Annotated in this window: 14 protein-coding genes; 3 read left to right on the top strand and 11 right to left on the bottom strand. The window is 65.6% G+C overall.

Annotated features, from left to right (window positions below; translation table 11 throughout):
• The 5 genes from F8237_RS05580 to F8237_RS05560 form a co-directional block, all read right to left on the bottom strand.
• Positions 1–1,212 (bottom strand): bifunctional alpha/beta hydrolase/OsmC family protein, encoded by a 1,212-nt coding sequence (locus F8237_RS05580; RefSeq protein WP_151642788.1) that lies wholly within the window; start codon positions 1,210–1,212, stop codon positions 1–3.
• 26 nt (positions 1,213–1,238) lie between these two features.
• Positions 1,239–1,901: a sulfite oxidase-like oxidoreductase gene (locus F8237_RS05575; RefSeq protein WP_151642787.1), complete on the bottom strand. Its 663-nt coding sequence runs from the start codon at positions 1,899–1,901 to the stop codon at positions 1,239–1,241.
• A 17-nt stretch (positions 1,902–1,918) separates the two neighbouring features.
• Complete coding sequence (locus F8237_RS05570; protein WP_151642786.1) at positions 1,919–3,241, bottom strand: MFS transporter; 1,323 nt, start codon at positions 3,239–3,241, stop codon at positions 1,919–1,921.
• Between the two features lie 33 nt (positions 3,242–3,274).
• A complete protein-coding gene (locus F8237_RS05565) occupies positions 3,275–4,495 on the bottom strand; it encodes a cytochrome P450 (RefSeq protein ID WP_151642785.1) in 1,221 nt (406 codons plus the stop codon).
• A 71-nt stretch (positions 4,496–4,566) separates the two neighbouring features.
• A complete protein-coding gene (locus tag F8237_RS05560; RefSeq protein ID WP_151642784.1) occupies positions 4,567–4,776 on the bottom strand; it encodes a ferredoxin in 210 nt (69 codons plus the stop codon).
• A 157-nt stretch (positions 4,777–4,933) separates the two neighbouring features.
• Here F8237_RS05560 and F8237_RS05555 point away from each other — a divergent pair, with 157 nt between their 5' ends.
• Entirely contained in the window at positions 4,934–5,581 is a 648-nt protein-coding gene (locus F8237_RS05555; protein ID WP_151642783.1) for a TetR/AcrR family transcriptional regulator, read from the top strand.
• On the opposite strand, the gene F8237_RS05550 is transcribed toward F8237_RS05555, so the two are convergent.
• The 4 genes from F8237_RS05550 to F8237_RS05535 all read right to left on the bottom strand — a co-directional run bounded on the left by F8237_RS05550 (position 5,578) and on the right by F8237_RS05535 (position 9,629).
• The gene (locus tag F8237_RS05550) at positions 5,578–6,216 is read right to left on the bottom strand and encodes an aspartate/glutamate racemase family protein (RefSeq protein WP_151642782.1); all 639 of its coding nucleotides are present in this window, start codon (positions 6,214–6,216) and stop codon (positions 5,578–5,580) included. The two genes, F8237_RS05555 and F8237_RS05550, sit on opposite strands and share 4 nt — an antisense overlap.
• Positions 6,217–6,376: 160 nt before the next feature.
• Positions 6,377–7,390 carry an amino acid ABC transporter substrate-binding protein gene (locus F8237_RS05545; RefSeq protein WP_151642781.1) on the bottom strand — a complete coding sequence of 338 codons (1,014 nt, stop codon included), beginning with the start codon at positions 7,388–7,390 and terminating at the stop codon, positions 6,377–6,379.
• A gap of 12 nt (positions 7,391–7,402) precedes the next feature.
• A complete protein-coding gene (locus F8237_RS05540) occupies positions 7,403–8,752 on the bottom strand; it encodes an aspartate aminotransferase family protein (RefSeq protein WP_151642780.1) in 1,350 nt (449 codons plus the stop codon).
• 4 nt (positions 8,753–8,756) lie between these two features.
• Complete coding sequence (locus F8237_RS05535) at positions 8,757–9,629, bottom strand: MurR/RpiR family transcriptional regulator (RefSeq protein WP_151642779.1); 873 nt, start codon at positions 9,627–9,629, stop codon at positions 8,757–8,759.
• Positions 9,630–9,716: 87 nt separating this feature from the next.
• Here F8237_RS05535 and F8237_RS05530 point away from each other — a divergent pair, with 87 nt between their 5' ends.
• Positions 9,717–10,904 (top strand): amino acid ABC transporter permease, encoded by a 1,188-nt coding sequence (locus tag F8237_RS05530; protein WP_151642778.1) that lies wholly within the window; start codon positions 9,717–9,719, stop codon positions 10,902–10,904.
• Between the two features lie 2 nt (positions 10,905–10,906).
• Positions 10,907–12,013, top strand: coding sequence for an amino acid ABC transporter permease (locus tag F8237_RS05525; RefSeq protein WP_151642777.1), 1,107 nt, complete (start codon positions 10,907–10,909; stop codon positions 12,011–12,013).
• A 177-nt stretch (positions 12,014–12,190) separates the two neighbouring features.
• Here F8237_RS05525 and F8237_RS05520 read toward each other — a convergent pair whose 3' ends face one another.
• On the bottom strand, positions 12,191–13,609 hold the full coding sequence (locus tag F8237_RS05520; protein WP_151642776.1) for an amidase: 1,419 nt from the start codon (positions 13,607–13,609) through the stop codon (positions 12,191–12,193).
• Positions 13,610–13,719: 110 nt separating this feature from the next.
• Entirely contained in the window at positions 13,720–14,496 is a 777-nt protein-coding gene (locus F8237_RS05515) for an SDR family oxidoreductase (RefSeq protein ID WP_151642775.1), read from the bottom strand.
• Positions 14,497–14,650: the final 154 nt, after the last annotated feature.

Here is a 14,650-nt window from a genome sequence, read left to right as displayed (position 1 = left end):
CTAGTCCACGGCCCTGGTCACGATGCGGATCTCCGAGGTCAAAGTCCGGTGCACCGGGCACTTGTCGGCGATCTCCATCAGCTTCTTGCGCTGCTCGACATCGAGCGCGCCGTCCATCGCGATGTCGCGCTCGATCTGGTCAAGCATGCCCTCGCGCGTCTCGCACTCCTCGCAATCCCTGGCGTAGATCTTGGAATGTTTCAGCGTGACCGTGACGCGCTCGAGCGGGAGCGATTTGCGATCGGCATAGAGCCGCATGGTCATGGAGGTGCAGGCGCCCAAGCCTGCAAGCAGGTAGTCGTAGGGGCCTGGGCCGGCATCCTCGCCGCCGGCCGCAACCGGCTCGTCAGCCACCAGATGATGCGGACCGACGGTGATGGTCTGGTTGAACTTGCTCTTGCGGGTCTCCTGCACGACGACCTTGCGCGGTTCGGCGAGATCGATTGGCTTTGCGGCGTCGATGTAGCGGCTCGCCCAGGCCGCGATCACGTCGGCGGCGTAGAGCGCGTCGGCCGGCTTGCTCAGGAGATGGTCGGCGTGGTCGAGCGAGACGAAGCTCTTGGGATGTCTTGCCGCGACGAAAATCCTCGTCGCGTTGTCGATGCCGACGGTGTCGTCGACAGGCGATTGCATCACCAGCAGCGCCTTGTGCAGGCCGCTGACGTCCTTCATCAACGCGTGCTCGGCGATGTCGTCGAGGAACTCGCGCCTGATCTGGAATGGACGCCCCGCGAGCGAGACCTCGACCTCGCCCTGCGCGCGGATGGTGTCGAGATGCTCCCTGAACAGGCCGGTGACGTGGGCCGGATCGGACGGCGCCGCAATGGTCGCGACCGCCTTGGCTTCCGGAATCTTGCCGGCGGCCGCAAGGATCGCGGCGCCGCCGAGGCTGTGGCCGATCAGGATCGACGGCGCCTTGCGGGTGTTGCGCAGATGATCGGCGGCGCGCACGAGATCGGCGACATTGGAGGAGAAGGTCGAATTGGCGAACTCGCCTTCACTGGAGCCGAGCCCGGTGAAGTCGAAGCGCAGCACCGCGATGCCCCGGGCGGCGAGCGCGACCGAGATGCGCTTGGCCGCCAGCGTGTCCTTGCCGCAGGTGAAGCAGTGCGCGAACAGCGCGTAGGCCGCGGGCTCACCGTCCGGCAGCTCCAGCGCGGCCGCAAGCTGGTGGCCGCCTTCACCGGTGAATTGGAACCGTTCCGTCGGCATGGGCGTTCCCCTCGTGTTTGCCTGATCTAGTCGCCCGAATAGCGCTGCTCGGCCCATGGGTCGCCGCGGTTATGATAGCCGCGGACTTCCCAGAAGCCCGGCGCGTCCTCGGTCACGAATTCGATGGCCTGGAGCCATTTCGCGCTCTTCCAGAAATACAGATGCGGCACGACGAGCCGCACCGGGCCGCCATGCTCCTCGGTCAGCGGCTGGCCCGACCAGCTATGGGCGAGCAGGGCGTCCTCTGCGGCAAAGTCTTCCAGCGCGAGGTTGGTGGTGTAGCCGTCAGAAGAATGCAGCACAACGAAGCGTGCATCTTCGCGCGGCTGACAGGCCGCCAGCAGTTCGCGCGTGGCGAGGCCTTCCCAAAGATTGTCGTAGCGTGACCACGTCGTCACGCAGTGGATGTCGGAGATGAACTGCTCCTGCTTCTGCGCGGTGAACTCGGCAAAGGTCCAGAATACGGGATTCTCGATCGCACCGTAGACATCGAGCCGCCAGCGTTCGCGCGACACCGGGGGCATGACGCCGAGATCGAGCACTGGCCAGTCCTTGGTGAGGTGCTGGCCCGGCGGCAGGCGTTGATCCTCCGGGCGCGTGATCTTGCCCGTGAGGAAGCGGCCCTCGCGCGCCCAGGTCTGCTTGGTGCGCGTCAGCTTGCTGTCGGGCGGCGTCTCGTCGTCGGCCATGGGCTACTCGTGAATGGCTACTCGTGGCGATGCATCGCGGAGGCGTGCTTGGTGTCGCGCATGGTGGAATAGATGATCAGCGACAGGAAGATGATGCTGGCGAGATAGTAGTAGAACCACTCCTCGTGCCCGATGCTCTTGAAATACAGCGCGATCGCCGGTGCCGTGCCGCCGAAGATCGAGACCGTGATCGCGTAGGGCAGGCCGACGCCGAGCGCGCGGACATTGGTCGGGAACAGTTCGGCCTTCACCACCGCATTGATCGAGGTGTAGCCGGCGACGAACAGCCAGGCGCAACAGATCAGGATGAACGCGATGAACGGCGACTTGGTCTCCTTCAGCGTCATCAGCAGCGGCACTGTCGCGAGCGTGCCGGCGACGCCGAAGAAGATCAGCAGCGGCTTGCGCCCGATCTTGTCGGAGATGGCGCCGTAGATCGGCTGGAGGATGGTCGCGAAGATCAGCGTGCCGAAGATCACGAATGTGGTCTGGTCCTCGGTCAGGCCCACCGAGAGCTTGACGAAGGTCTGCATGTAGGTGGTGAAGGTGTAGAACGCCGCGGTGCCGCCGGCGGTGAGGCCAACCACCAGCAACAGCTCGCGCGGGTAGCGCAGCAGATTGGTGATCGAGCCGGTCGGCTTCACGACCTTCTTGGCTTCCTCGAAAGCCTCGGTCTCGTGCAGATTGCGCCGCATCACAGCGGCAAAGATCGCGAGCGCCGCACCGATCGCGAACGGGATGCGCCAGCCCCAGGCCTTCAGCTCCTCCGGCGTCAAGAACACCTTTTGCAGGAGCAGCAGCACGACGATGGCGGTGAGCTGGCCGCCGATCAGCGTGACGTACTGGAAGCTCGAATAGAAGCCGCGGTGCCTGGGGTCGGCGACTTCGCTGAGGTAGGTGGCGCTGGCGCCATATTCGCCGCCGAGACTCAAGCCCTCGATGACGCGGGCGAGCGCCAGGATCACCGGCGCGGCGAAGCCGATCGTGGCATAGGTCGGCGTCAGCGCGATGATCAGCGAGCCGAAGCACATGAAGACGACCGACAGGGTCAGCGAGATCCGCCGCCCATAATGATCGGCGATATAGCCGAACAACCAGCCGCCCAGCGGGCGCATCAGGAAGGTCGCAGCGAACACCACGGCGACGTTCAATTGCTGGACGACGGGGTCGTTGCCGGGGAAGAAGGCGGGGGCGAAGTAGAGCGCGAACGCCGTATAGGCGTAGAAATCGTACCATTCGACGAGATTGCCGATCGAGCCGATGAGGATCGCCTTGATCCGGCGCTCGGCGTCGGCAATGTCGATGTGGTCGGAGGCCGGTTTGGTTGCTTGCTCAGTCACGTCCGGCCTCTCCGCATCGCTGTTTGGAAAAGCCTACATCGCCTTTCCAAACAGAAATGGCAACTGGCGGGGCCCTCTCACCGTGCCCTGCGACCAGGTCACGGGGCCTGCCGGATCGAGCCGGAAGTCCGGAATCCGCTTCAGCCATTCCTCCAGCGCAACCTGCATCTCCATGCGCGCCAGGTTGGAACCGACGCATCGGTGAATGCCAAGGCCGAAAGCGGCGTGGCGATTCTCGCGGCGGTCGATCACGACTTTGTCAGCGTCCGGGAACACCTTGGGGTCGCGGTTCGCCGCCGGGAACGACAGCAGCACCATGTTGCCCGCCTTGACCGGGCATCCCGAGATCGTGGTCTCCTTGACCACCTCGCGGGCCATCGTCACCGGCGAATAGGCTCGCAGCAGCTCCTCCACGGCGATCGGGATCAGTCCGGGCTCGGCGATCAGGCGCTCGCGGTCGGCGGGCGTTCTGGCGAGATGCCAGAGCGAGGAGCCGATCGCGCTCCAGGTGGTGTCGATGCCGGCGATCAGCAGCAGGCGCAGCGAGCCCAGCACGTGGGACTCTTCCAGCGGCTGCCCCTCCTTGTCCCTGGCATTCATCAGATAGGAGATGAGATCGCCAGTCGGCTTCGATGTCCGTTCTTCGATATGCGCCCTGAAATAGGCGCTCATCTCCTGCACGGCCTGGAGCAACTTGCTCTCGTCCTTGATGCCGAGCTCCAGGATCATGTGGATCCAGTTGATGAAGAGATCGCTGTCGGACTCGGGAATGCCGAGCATGTGGGCGATGGCCCGGACCGGGATGTATTTGGCGTAGCGCGCCGCGGCGTCGACCTTGCCTTCGGCGATGAACCCGTCGATCAGCTCGTTGCAGATCGCGCGCATCCGCGGCTCAAGCTTCTTCATCGCATCCGGCGTGAACGGCGGCAGCAGCAGCTGCTTGGCCGGCTTGTGCACGGGCGGATCGGAGGTGATGGGCGGCGCCGCGTTCCTGGTGACCTCCGGCCGCACGTCGCGGACGATGATCCTGCGCGAGGAGAAATGCTCGGTGTCGTTGGCGATCTCGCGCACCGCCTCGTAGGTTGTCGGCATGTAGCAGCCGAGGAAGCGCTCGGTATGCACGACCGGGCTCGCGGCGCGCAGCTCATCCCAGATCGGGAAGGGATCTTCCGTCCACTGCGGAGCGGTGTGGTCGAAATCATGGACCCAGTCGGTCACGGGAGGATGGGCGGCGGGCTGGCTGACGTCGGACATCGCAGGAGAATCCCTTTGAATCTCTTTTGGGGCTCGTGTTCGCTAATGGCACGCAAGCGGCAGAGGCCGCGCTATTCCTCGATCACTTCGATTGCGATTTCCGGACAGTTCGATTTGGCAAGCCAGGCCTTGTCTTCAAGCCCCGGAGGAACGATGCCGTCCCCGGCCTCGTGGGCGTTGCCATATTCGTCGAGCTCGAACAGCTCCGGCGCGAGCGCCTTGCAGCGGGCATGGCCCTGGCATTTGTCGGGATCGACGTGAACCCTCAGTCGCTCAGTCATGGCGGCTTTCCTCGGTCGTGTGCGCGGGCCCCGAAGGGCGGCGCGTTCCTCTTGATCGATTTTGTCGGCGGCATGTGCCGCTTGTTTAAAGTTATAGTATATTACATTCGCGACGGGCTTCCCCTGTCAAGCGCAAACTTATAGGCTCGCGCGCAACATGCGCTCACAACTTGCCCGCAAGCCGGAGAACACCTACCACCACGGCGATCTCCGCGACGCCTTGATCAAGGCGGCGTTGCGCGAGGCGGAGCAGGGCGGGGCCGAAGCGATCAGCATCAAGGCGCTGGCCAAACAGCTCGGCGTCTCGCAGCCGGCACCCTACCGGCACTTTGCCGATCGCGAGGCGCTGCTCGCAGCGGTGACGGCGGAGGCGTTCCGGCAGCTCAGTGCGATTCTACGGGAGGCGATGGCCAAACCGTCGAAGCAGTCGAAACTGTCGCGGCTCGCGCAGGCAACGCTTGATTTCGGCCTGCGCCGCAACGGTATCTACCGCTTGATGTTCGCCTCGCGCACGGTGTCCTGCGCCGCCAAGGGCAGCGAGCTGCACGAGGCCACGCGCGAGACGTTTGCGCTGGTGATCGAGGCGCTGGAAGCGCCGGCGGTGGGGTTTCTGCGCGAGCGGCAAGCGCTCAAGATCTGGGCGGCGCTGCACGGCGTGGTGATGCTGGCCGAGCAGGGCCTGTTCACCGGTGAGGCGGCGCACGCAACGCGCGAAGAGCTGGTCGAGGATTTCGTCAGCGAAACCAAGGCTGTGCTCGCGGCGGCGATCAAGGGCGCGCGGCGCCCGGGAAAGCCCGGCGCCTAAGCTTTCGCCTTCAGCAGCACCATCAGTTTCTCGACCGCGCTGTCCGGCGTCGTGACGACGGGGCGGCCGGTGGCCTCCGCGACCAGCGGCGCGGTCGCGGCAATGCTGAACTGCGCGAGCGCAATGACGTCGCAATCGCGCAGGTCCTTCGATGCGTCCACGATCAGCCGATCATGCGTGGCGCGGTCGCCGCGGTCGAGTGCGGCCAAGGCGCCCTCGGCAAGTTTCGGCACGATTTGGACCGAGGCGGGAAACTCCGGCGGCATCGAGGCCAGCGTCGGCGGGAACGTCGAGAGCAGGCCGATTCTCTTGCCCATCGTCACGGCACGCTCGATCATGGCCTCGTTCGGCTTGAGCACCGGCATCGGCGTGTGTCTGCGCGCGACGGCCTCGATGCAGGGGCCGAAGGCCGAGCAGGTGAACAGGATCCCATCCGCACCGGTCGCCGCCGCATAATCGCCGAGCGCGAGGAAGCGCTCGGTCATGGCGTCGTTGAGCGCGCCGTCACGCGCCAGATCAGCCGACAGGCTGTCGTCGAGCAGGTTCATCAGCCGCGCCTCCGGCCACGCGGTCGCGAACGCCGCCTCGATCGGGGCGATGGAGTGCTTGAGAGCGTGGATCAGGGCGATGCGCATTCGTTAGCTGCTTCTTCTCCCTCGCCCCGCTTGCGGGGAGAGGGTTGGGGTGAGGGGGAGTCTCCGCGAGGACGGTGAGAGTTGGACTCGTGGAGAATTCCCCTCACCCGGATTGCTGCGCAATCCTACCTCTCCCCGCAGGCGGGGAGAGGTGAACTCCTTACTTGAACGGCACCGCGTACATCAAGCCGCCCTTGCTCCAGAGGCCGTTGAGGCCGCGCTCGAGCTTGAGCGGGCTCGCCTTGCCGACATTGCGCTCGAAGATCTCGCCGTAATTGCCGGTCGCCTTGATCGCCGTCACCAGCCATTTGTTGTCGAGCCCCAGCCGCGAGCCGAGATCGCCGGAGGCCCCGAGCAGCCGCTGGATCGCCGGCGTCTGCGACTTTGCCATCTCGTCGACATTGGCCTGGGTGACGCCGAGCTCTTCGGCTTCGATCAAGCCGTAATGCAGCCAGGTGATGATATCGCTCCAGACTTCGTCACCGTTGCGGGTGAAGGGACCGAGCGGCTCCTTGCTGATGGTCTGCGGCAGCACGACATAGTCCGCCGCGTTCGGCGCAGCCGTCGTCACGGCACCGGCGAGCGCGGAGGCGTCCTGGGTCATGGCGTCACAGCGGCCGCCGAAGAAGGTCTGATACATGGTGTCGATGCGGTCGAACACCAGCGGCTTCCAGTCGATACCGTTGGCGCGGCCGTAGTCGCCGAGGGTGACTTCATGCGTGGTGCCCTGCGCGACGCAGACGGTGGCTCCCTTGAGATCCTTGATCTCCTTCACGCCGAGGTCCTTCTTCACGACAAAGCCCTGGCCGTCGTAGAAGTTCACCGGACCCTGCCGCAGGCCCAGCGTGACACCGCGCAGATAAGTCTGTGTCGAGTTGCGGTAGAGCACGTCGATCTCGCCGGACTGCAGCGCGGTGAAGCGGTTCTGCGCGGTCAGCGAGACGTACTTCACTTTCGTCGCATCGCCGAGCACGCCGGCTGCGAGTGCGCGGCAATAGTCAACGTCGAGTCCCTTGTAGTTGCCTTGCGAGTCCGGCGCCGAGAAGCCGGCAAAGCCGGCGCTGACGCCGCACACCAGCGTGCCGCGGCTCTTGACCGTGTCGAGCGTCGCCGCCGACGCTGCAACCGTCGATGCGGCGAACACGCCTGCCGCGATAACCACTTTCCTCATCATACTGGACTCCCCTCAGTGATTGACACTACGCAACACATTGTCGACCGCCGTGCCGAGCTTGTCGACGATCAGGTCGATCTCCTCAGTGGAGACGATATAAGGCGGCGCCAGCAGCACGTGGTCGCCACGCACGCCGTCGACGGTGCCGCCGCCGGGATAGCAACCGAGCCCGCTCGTGAACGCTTCCGCCTTGATCTTCTGGTTCAGCTTGAGCGCCGGATCGAACGAGGTGCGGCTGGCGCGATCGGCGACGAGCTCGATCGCCCAGAACAGCCCGCGGCCCCTGATGTCGCCGACGTGGCGGTGGTTGCCGAAGCGTTCGGTCAGTCGTTGTTCGAGCTGCTTGCCGCGCTCCTTGACGCGATCGAGCAGGCCGTCGTCGCGGATCACATCCTGCACCGCGAGTGCGGCCGCGCAGGCGAGGGGATGTGCGAGATAAGTGTGGCCGTGCTGGAACGCGCCCGAGCCGGCGCGGATGGTGTCGATGATCTTGCCGCTCGCGAGCATCGCGCCGATCGGCTGGTAGCCGCCGCCGAGCCCTTTTGCGATCGCCTGAATATCCGGGGCAACGCCTTCCTGTTCCCAGGCGTGCGTCGTGCCGGTACGCCCCATGCCGCACATGACTTCGTCGAGGATGAGCAGTGCACCGTGCCGGTCGCAGATCTCGCGCACCGCCTTGAAATAGCCCTCTGGCGCCGTCACCGCGCCGGCGGTGGCGCCGACCACAGGCTCGGCGAGGAACGCCGCGACGGTATCAGGGCCAAGCCGCTGAAACTCGGCTTCGAGCTCGGCCGCGAGCCGCGCCACGAACTGCGCGTCCGACTCGCCCTCGTGCTTCTCATGGTAGGCAAAGGCCGGCGTCACGTGGCTGAAGGCGGTCGAGAGCAGCGGTGCATAGGGCGCGCGGCGCCAGGCATTGCCGCCGGCGGCGAGCGCGCCGAGCGTGTTGCCGTGATAGCTCTGCCGCCGGGCGATGAAGTGCTGCCGCTGCGGCTCGCCGCGCTCGATGAAATATTGTCGCGCGAGCTTGATGCTGGCTTCGATCGCCTCCGATCCGCCGCTGACGAAATAGGCATAAGCGAGACCGCCGGGCTCGTGCCCGACGAGCCGTTCGGCCAGCGCCTCGGCCGGCTCGGACGAAAAGAAGGCGGTGTGCGCATAGGCCAGTGTCGAGGCCTGCTTCGCCATCGCCGCGATCACGCGCGGATGCTGATGGCCGAGGCAGGAGACCGCCGCGCCGCCGGAGGCGTCGATCACACGCCGGCCGTCCTCGGCGAGGAGATAGATTCCTTCGCCGCCGATCGCCTTGGGCGGCGTCTCACGCAAGGAGCGGTGCAGCACGCGGCTGGTGCGAGCGGCCATGGGGTCAACCTTTCTCTGAGATATAGGTGGAGGCTGCGGCGAGCCGCGCCTCGGTATTCTCCAGGCGCTTCTTTGCGGCGATGCCGCCGAGCGAGAACGTCACCGCGGCCAGCGACTGCGCGATCGCAATGGCGCCGGTGAGACTTGGAAAGAAGCCGGGGGAGGAGTCCGCTTCGAACAGCAGCACGTGGTCGGCACCTTCGGCCATCGGCGCCGAGAGGCTGTCGGCGATCGCGATCAGCGTGGCGCCGGCGCGATAGGCGGCTTGTGCGACCCGGACGCTCGCATGCGTGTAAGGCAGGAAGCCGATGACGATGACGGCTTCGCCGGGCCTGAAGGCACCGAGGTCGAGATCGTCAGGACCGGACGCGCCGACGAGCTGCACCTGTTCGGGGCGGAACAGCCGCAGTTCGTAGTTCAGCAGTTCCGCGACGCTGCGGCAGCTTCGATAGCCGGTGATCCAGATCCGTTTGGCGTCGTGCAGCGCGCGTGCGGCTTCCGCGATCGGCTGGGCCGGGATGCGCGGAAGTCCGGCGGCTTCGGCCGCGAGCTTGTCGGTGACGAGCGCGACATCGGCGTGTGGCCCGTTGCGGCGGTTCTTGGCGCGGCCGGAGAAGGGGGAGATTTGCGATGGCCGTCGTGCCTCGGTCAGCGCGGCGCGCAATTCGTCCCAGCCGGAATAGCCGATCGCCTTCGCCAGTCGCGTGAAGGCGGCGGGATCGGCGCCGGCGACGGCGGCGAGATCGCGCATCGAACGGGTTGTAGCGTCGTAATCATTGGCGGCGACGAAACGGCCGACCTCCTGCAAGCGCAGGGGGAGCGACGGCAGCGCAATGCGCAGTTCGCTCAGCGGCGAGGATTTCGCGGGCTCGACCATGAAACATTTGTTGCATGGAATAATATTTGGTGCAACAGTTGACGTGCGCCGCCGGAAATCGCTGTTGTCGAGAAGGATTTTTGTGCTGTGACATCGGATGATCCCAGGCCGCCGCCGCGCCGTCGCCTCTCCGACGCGCTCGGGCCGAACGCGCTGAAGGGCCTGTTCTGGCAGGTGCTGGTGGTCGGGATCGCGGTCGCGGTCATCGCCTTCCTCTGGTCCAACACCGTCACCAACCTCTCGGCCCGCCGCATCACGACTGGGTTTGCCTTTCTCGGCCGCGAAGCCGGCATGCCGATCGCCGACAGCCTGCTCTCCTACAATCCGAGGGACAGCTACCTCTGGGCTTTCGCCGTCGGCGTCGCCAATACGTTGCGCGTCGCGGTGATTGGCATCGTGCTCGCAACCGTCCTCGGCACGCTGGTCGGCATTTCGCGCCTGTCCGCCAATTGGCTGTTGTCGCGCCTTGCCGCGGTCTATGTCGAAACGCTCCGCGACATCCCGCTGCTGCTCCAGCTGCTGTTCTGGTACGTGCTGATGCAGGCGCTACCGGCCGCGCGTGCGGCGTGGCGACCTTTCGAGGGCGTATTCCTGTCAAATCGCGGCCTGATCCTGCCCGCGATTCCGGTTGGCTCGCCGCAGCTTTGGGTGCTGGGCACGGCGGTGCTCGGGCTTGCCGTGTTCTATCTCATCCGGCGCTGGCAGATCGCGCAGCAGATGCGCGACGGCAAGCCACGGCCGGCCTGGCCATTTGCCATTGGCTTGATCGTCGCGCTGCCGGCACTGGTGTCCGTGCTGCTCGGCGTGTCCTGGACGATCGAGTGGCCTGCGTTGCGCGGCTTCAATTTCGTCGGCGGCCTGACGCTCGCTCCGGAATATTTCGCGCTGGTGATCGCGCTCGTAACCTATACGTCGGCGTTCATCGCCGAGATCGTGCGCAGCGGCATTCAGTCGGTGCCGCGCGGGCAATGGGACGCGGCCAATGCGCTCGGCCTGCGCCGCAGCTTCATGCTGCGGCAGATCATCCTGCCGCAGGCGCTCCGCGTCATCGTGCCGCCGATGACGAGCCAGTATCTCAACCTGACCAAGAACTCGTCGCTCGCGGTCGCGATCGGCTACCAGGACGTGGTCTCGATCGCCAACACCACGCTGAACCAGACCGGTCAGGCGATCGAGGCGATCGCGCTCATCATGGCGGTGTTCCTGACCATCAGTCTCTCGATCAGCTTCTTCATGAACTGGTACAATTCGCGCATCGCGCTGGTGGAGCGCTGATCATGACCGCGATCGCCGACATTCCGGACGCACCGCGCGCGGCCCGCCGTCCCCAGATCGGCAATCCGGTGCTGCGCTGGCTCCGCACCAATCTGTTCTCGTCGATCCCGAACGGCATCCTCTCGGTGGTGCTGCTGGCGGTGCTTGGCAAAGGCATCTTCAGTTTCGTTCAGTGGGGCATCGCCAACGCGGTCTGGCTGACGCCGGCCAATGATTCCAGCGCCTGCCGTGCCGTCCGCGGCGTCGGCGCCTGCTGGGCGATCATCCCCGAAAAATATCGCTTCATTCTGTTCGGCACCTATCCGTTCGACGAGCAATGGCGGCCGGCGCTGTCGGTGCTGGTCTTCATCACGCTGTTCTACGTCTCAACGCGACGCGCCTTGTGGCGGCGCGAGCTGGCCTATCTCTGGATCGGCGCGCTGGCACTGATCAGCGTGTTGATGTGGGGCGGCGTGTTCGGGCTGAGCTTCGTCTCGCAGGACCGTTGGGGCGGATTGCCGGTGACGCTGATCCTGGCGACGTTCGGATTGGCGTTCGGATTCCCGCTCGGCATCCTCGTTGCGCTCGGCCGGCGCTCGACATTGCCGGCAATCCGCTCGCTCAGCGTGCTCTATGTCGAGTTGATCCGCGGCGTGCCGCTGGTGAGCCTGCTGTTCATGGCGAGCGTGATGTTTCCGCTGTTCATGCCCAACGGCTTCAACATCGACAAGCTCCTGCGTGCGCAGATCGCGATCATCTTGTTCGCGGGGGCTTATCTGGCGGAAGTCATCCGCGGTGGGCTCCAGGCCGTGCCGCGCGGGCAATATGAGGCCGCCGACGCGCTGGGGCTGTCTTACTGGCGCAAGCACCGGCTGATCGTCCTGCCGCAGGCGATCCGCCACGTCATTCCGCCACTGGTCAACACCTTCATCGCCTTCTTCAAGGACACCAGCCTCGTGCTGATCATCGGCATCTTCGACCTGCTGACGACGGCCAAGACCGCGATCATCGATCCCGGCTGGCAGCAATTCTCGGTCGAGGTCTACATCTTCGTCGCCGCGATCTATTTCGTGTTTTGCTTTGCGATGTCGCGCTATAGCCGGAGTCTGGAAGCGACGGGCGGAAGGTGAGGCTCTTCGCCTCTCCCCGCATGCGGGGAGAGGCCGACACGCGAAGCGTGGCGGGTGAGGGGGAGTCTCCGCGAGTCGCACTCGCACCGCATTTGCGGAAGCAGGCCCCTCACCCCAACCCTCTCCCCGCAAGAGCGGGGCGAGGGAGCGCACCGCACGTACGGCGAGCAGCTTTCTTTATTTCTTCACCCGCGGATCGATCGGCGTCGTCCCGCGCACGCCCAGAATATCCTCCAGCACCTTCGCACCGGCGATGACCTGTGCATCCGCGCGCGGCGCGCCGACCACCTGCATGCCGACCGGCAGGCCCGACGCCGTGAAGCCGCAGGGCAGCGACAGCGCCGGGCAGCAGGCCAGCGTGATGGCGTAGACGATGCCGAGCCATTCGACGTAATTGTCGAACCGCTTGCCGGCGCATTCGGCGACGTAGCGGTGCTCGATCGGGAAGGGTGGCACGATCGTCGTCGGCACCAGCAGCAGATCGTAGGTCTTGAAGAACTCGACCGCGCGGGCGGTCATATCGACGCGCTGGGCTTCGGCGCGCGCGAGCTGCTCGACGGTGAGCTTGAGGCCTTCTTCGATGTTCCAGATCACCTCGGGCTTGAGCAGATCGCGTTTTGTCCGCAGCAGATTGGCCTTGGTGATCGCGAAATCGAAGGCACGCAGTACGTGGAAGCACTCATGCGCCTCGCGCCAGTCCGGGTGCGCCTCCTCGACGATGGCGCCGGCCTCGGCGAAGCGTTCGGCAGCCTTGCGCGTGATCGCCTTGACCTCGGGATCGACAGGCGTGATGCCGAGATCGGGCGAATAGGCGATGCGCTTCGGCCTCTTCCCCGAGCGCGCCGCCGACAGGAACGAGGTCGCCGGCGCCGGCAGCGACAGCGGATCGGCCGCGTAGTCGCCGCTCATGGCATCCAGCAGCAGCGCGAGATCCTCGACGTTGCGCGCCATCGGGCCGAGGACGCCGAGATTGCGGTCGACGGCCGATTTGGGCGTATGCGCGACGCGGCCGATGCTCGGCCGCATGCCGGCGATGCCGCAGAAGGCCGCCGGGCTGCGCAGGCTGCCGCCCATGTCGGAGCCCTGCGCGAGCCAGGCCATACCGGTGGCCAGCGCCACCGCTGCGCCGCCGGAGGAGCCCGCCGCGGATTTCGTCGTATCCCAGGGATTGAGTGTCGCGCCGAACACCTCGTTGAAGGTGTTGGCGCCGGCGCCGAATTCCGGCGTGTTGGATTTGGCGTAGACGATCGCGCCGTTGGCCTCGAGGTTCTCGACCACGATGTCCGACTTCGAAGCGATGCTGTCCTTGAAGATCGGAGAGCCCTGTGTGGTCAGTACGCCCGCAACGTCGGTCAGGTCCTTGATCGGCAGCGGCAGGCCTGCAAGCAGCCCGCGTGCGCCGGCCGGTTTCTGCATCAATGCCTTGGCGCTATCCCGCGCGCGATCGAAGCACAGCGTCGGCAGCGCGTTGACCTTGCCGTCGACCTCACCGATGCGCTTCTCCAGCGCATCCAGGAGCTCGAGCGGCGAGACGTCGCCGGAGCGCAGCTTGTCGACGACGGTGCAGGCCGTTTCGCGGATCAGGTCTTGAGACAACTATCTTACTCCTGTGCTTATTGTGTCGTCATTGCGAGCGCAGCGAAGCAATCTGTCGCCCCGGGGGGCATTTCCGGATTGTTTTGCTGCGCTCGCAATGACGGTGAAACCTAACCCCAGCCGGCGCTGATGCCGCCATCCACCGTATAGATGACCCCGGACGTATAGCCGGCGCGATCCGACGCGAGGAACGCCATCAGGTCGCCGATCTCGCGCGCATGCGCGGGCCGGCCGAGCGGCAGGCCCTTCTGGAATTCCTTGTAACGGCTCTCGTCGCCGAACTGATTTTTTGCCCGGGTCTTGAGCAGGGTAACGTGGCGGTCGGTGCCGACAGGGCCGGGATTGATGCCGACCACGCGGATGTTGTCGGCCAGGCTCTTGCCGCCGAGGGCGCGGGTGAACGCCATCAGCGCGGCGTTGCCGGCGCTGCCGCAGATGTAGTTGGCGTCGAATTTCTCGCCGGCTGCGCCGATGTCGTTGACGATCACGCCGCCGCCCTTCGCCTTCATCTGCGCGTAGATATGCCGCGTGAGGTTGATGTAGCCGAACACTTTCAATTCCCAGGCGTGCCGCCAGGCCTCCTCGTCGATCTTGTCGATGGAGCCGCCGGGGATGTCGCCGGCGTTGTTGACGAGCACGTCGATGTCGGCGGCCTCCCTGGCGAGCCGCGCCACGTCCTCGGGCTTGCGCAAGTCCACGACGCTCGTCGCGGCGTCGATCTGGTGCGCCGAGCGCAGGCGGTCGGCCAGCGCCTTGAGCGCGTCGCCGCTGCGGGCGGCAAGCAGCAGATGAGCGCCTTCCTCGGCGAACGCCTCAGCAGCGGCCGCGCCAATGCCCTTGGACGCGCCCGTGATCAGGACGCGCTTGCCACGCAGATGCAGATCCATGAGGGGTACTCGCTTGGTGGGGACAGGATGAAATCAGTAGGCGTTCGGCCGCGCCACGGTCAACATTGCAGTGCAGCGTTGCACCGTCGGCGACTTTGGTCCATTGCATTGCGGTCAAAAAGGCGGCTGCTGCCGACCAACCAGGGACGTTCTC

The sequence above is a fragment of the Bradyrhizobium betae genome, assembly GCF_008932115.1.
In the GTDB taxonomy this organism is placed as follows: Bacteria; Pseudomonadota; Alphaproteobacteria; order Rhizobiales; family Xanthobacteraceae; genus Bradyrhizobium; species Bradyrhizobium betae.
The sequence above is the reverse complement of the archived record's forward strand: the minus strand, read 5'-3'. Positions and strand labels throughout refer to the sequence as shown.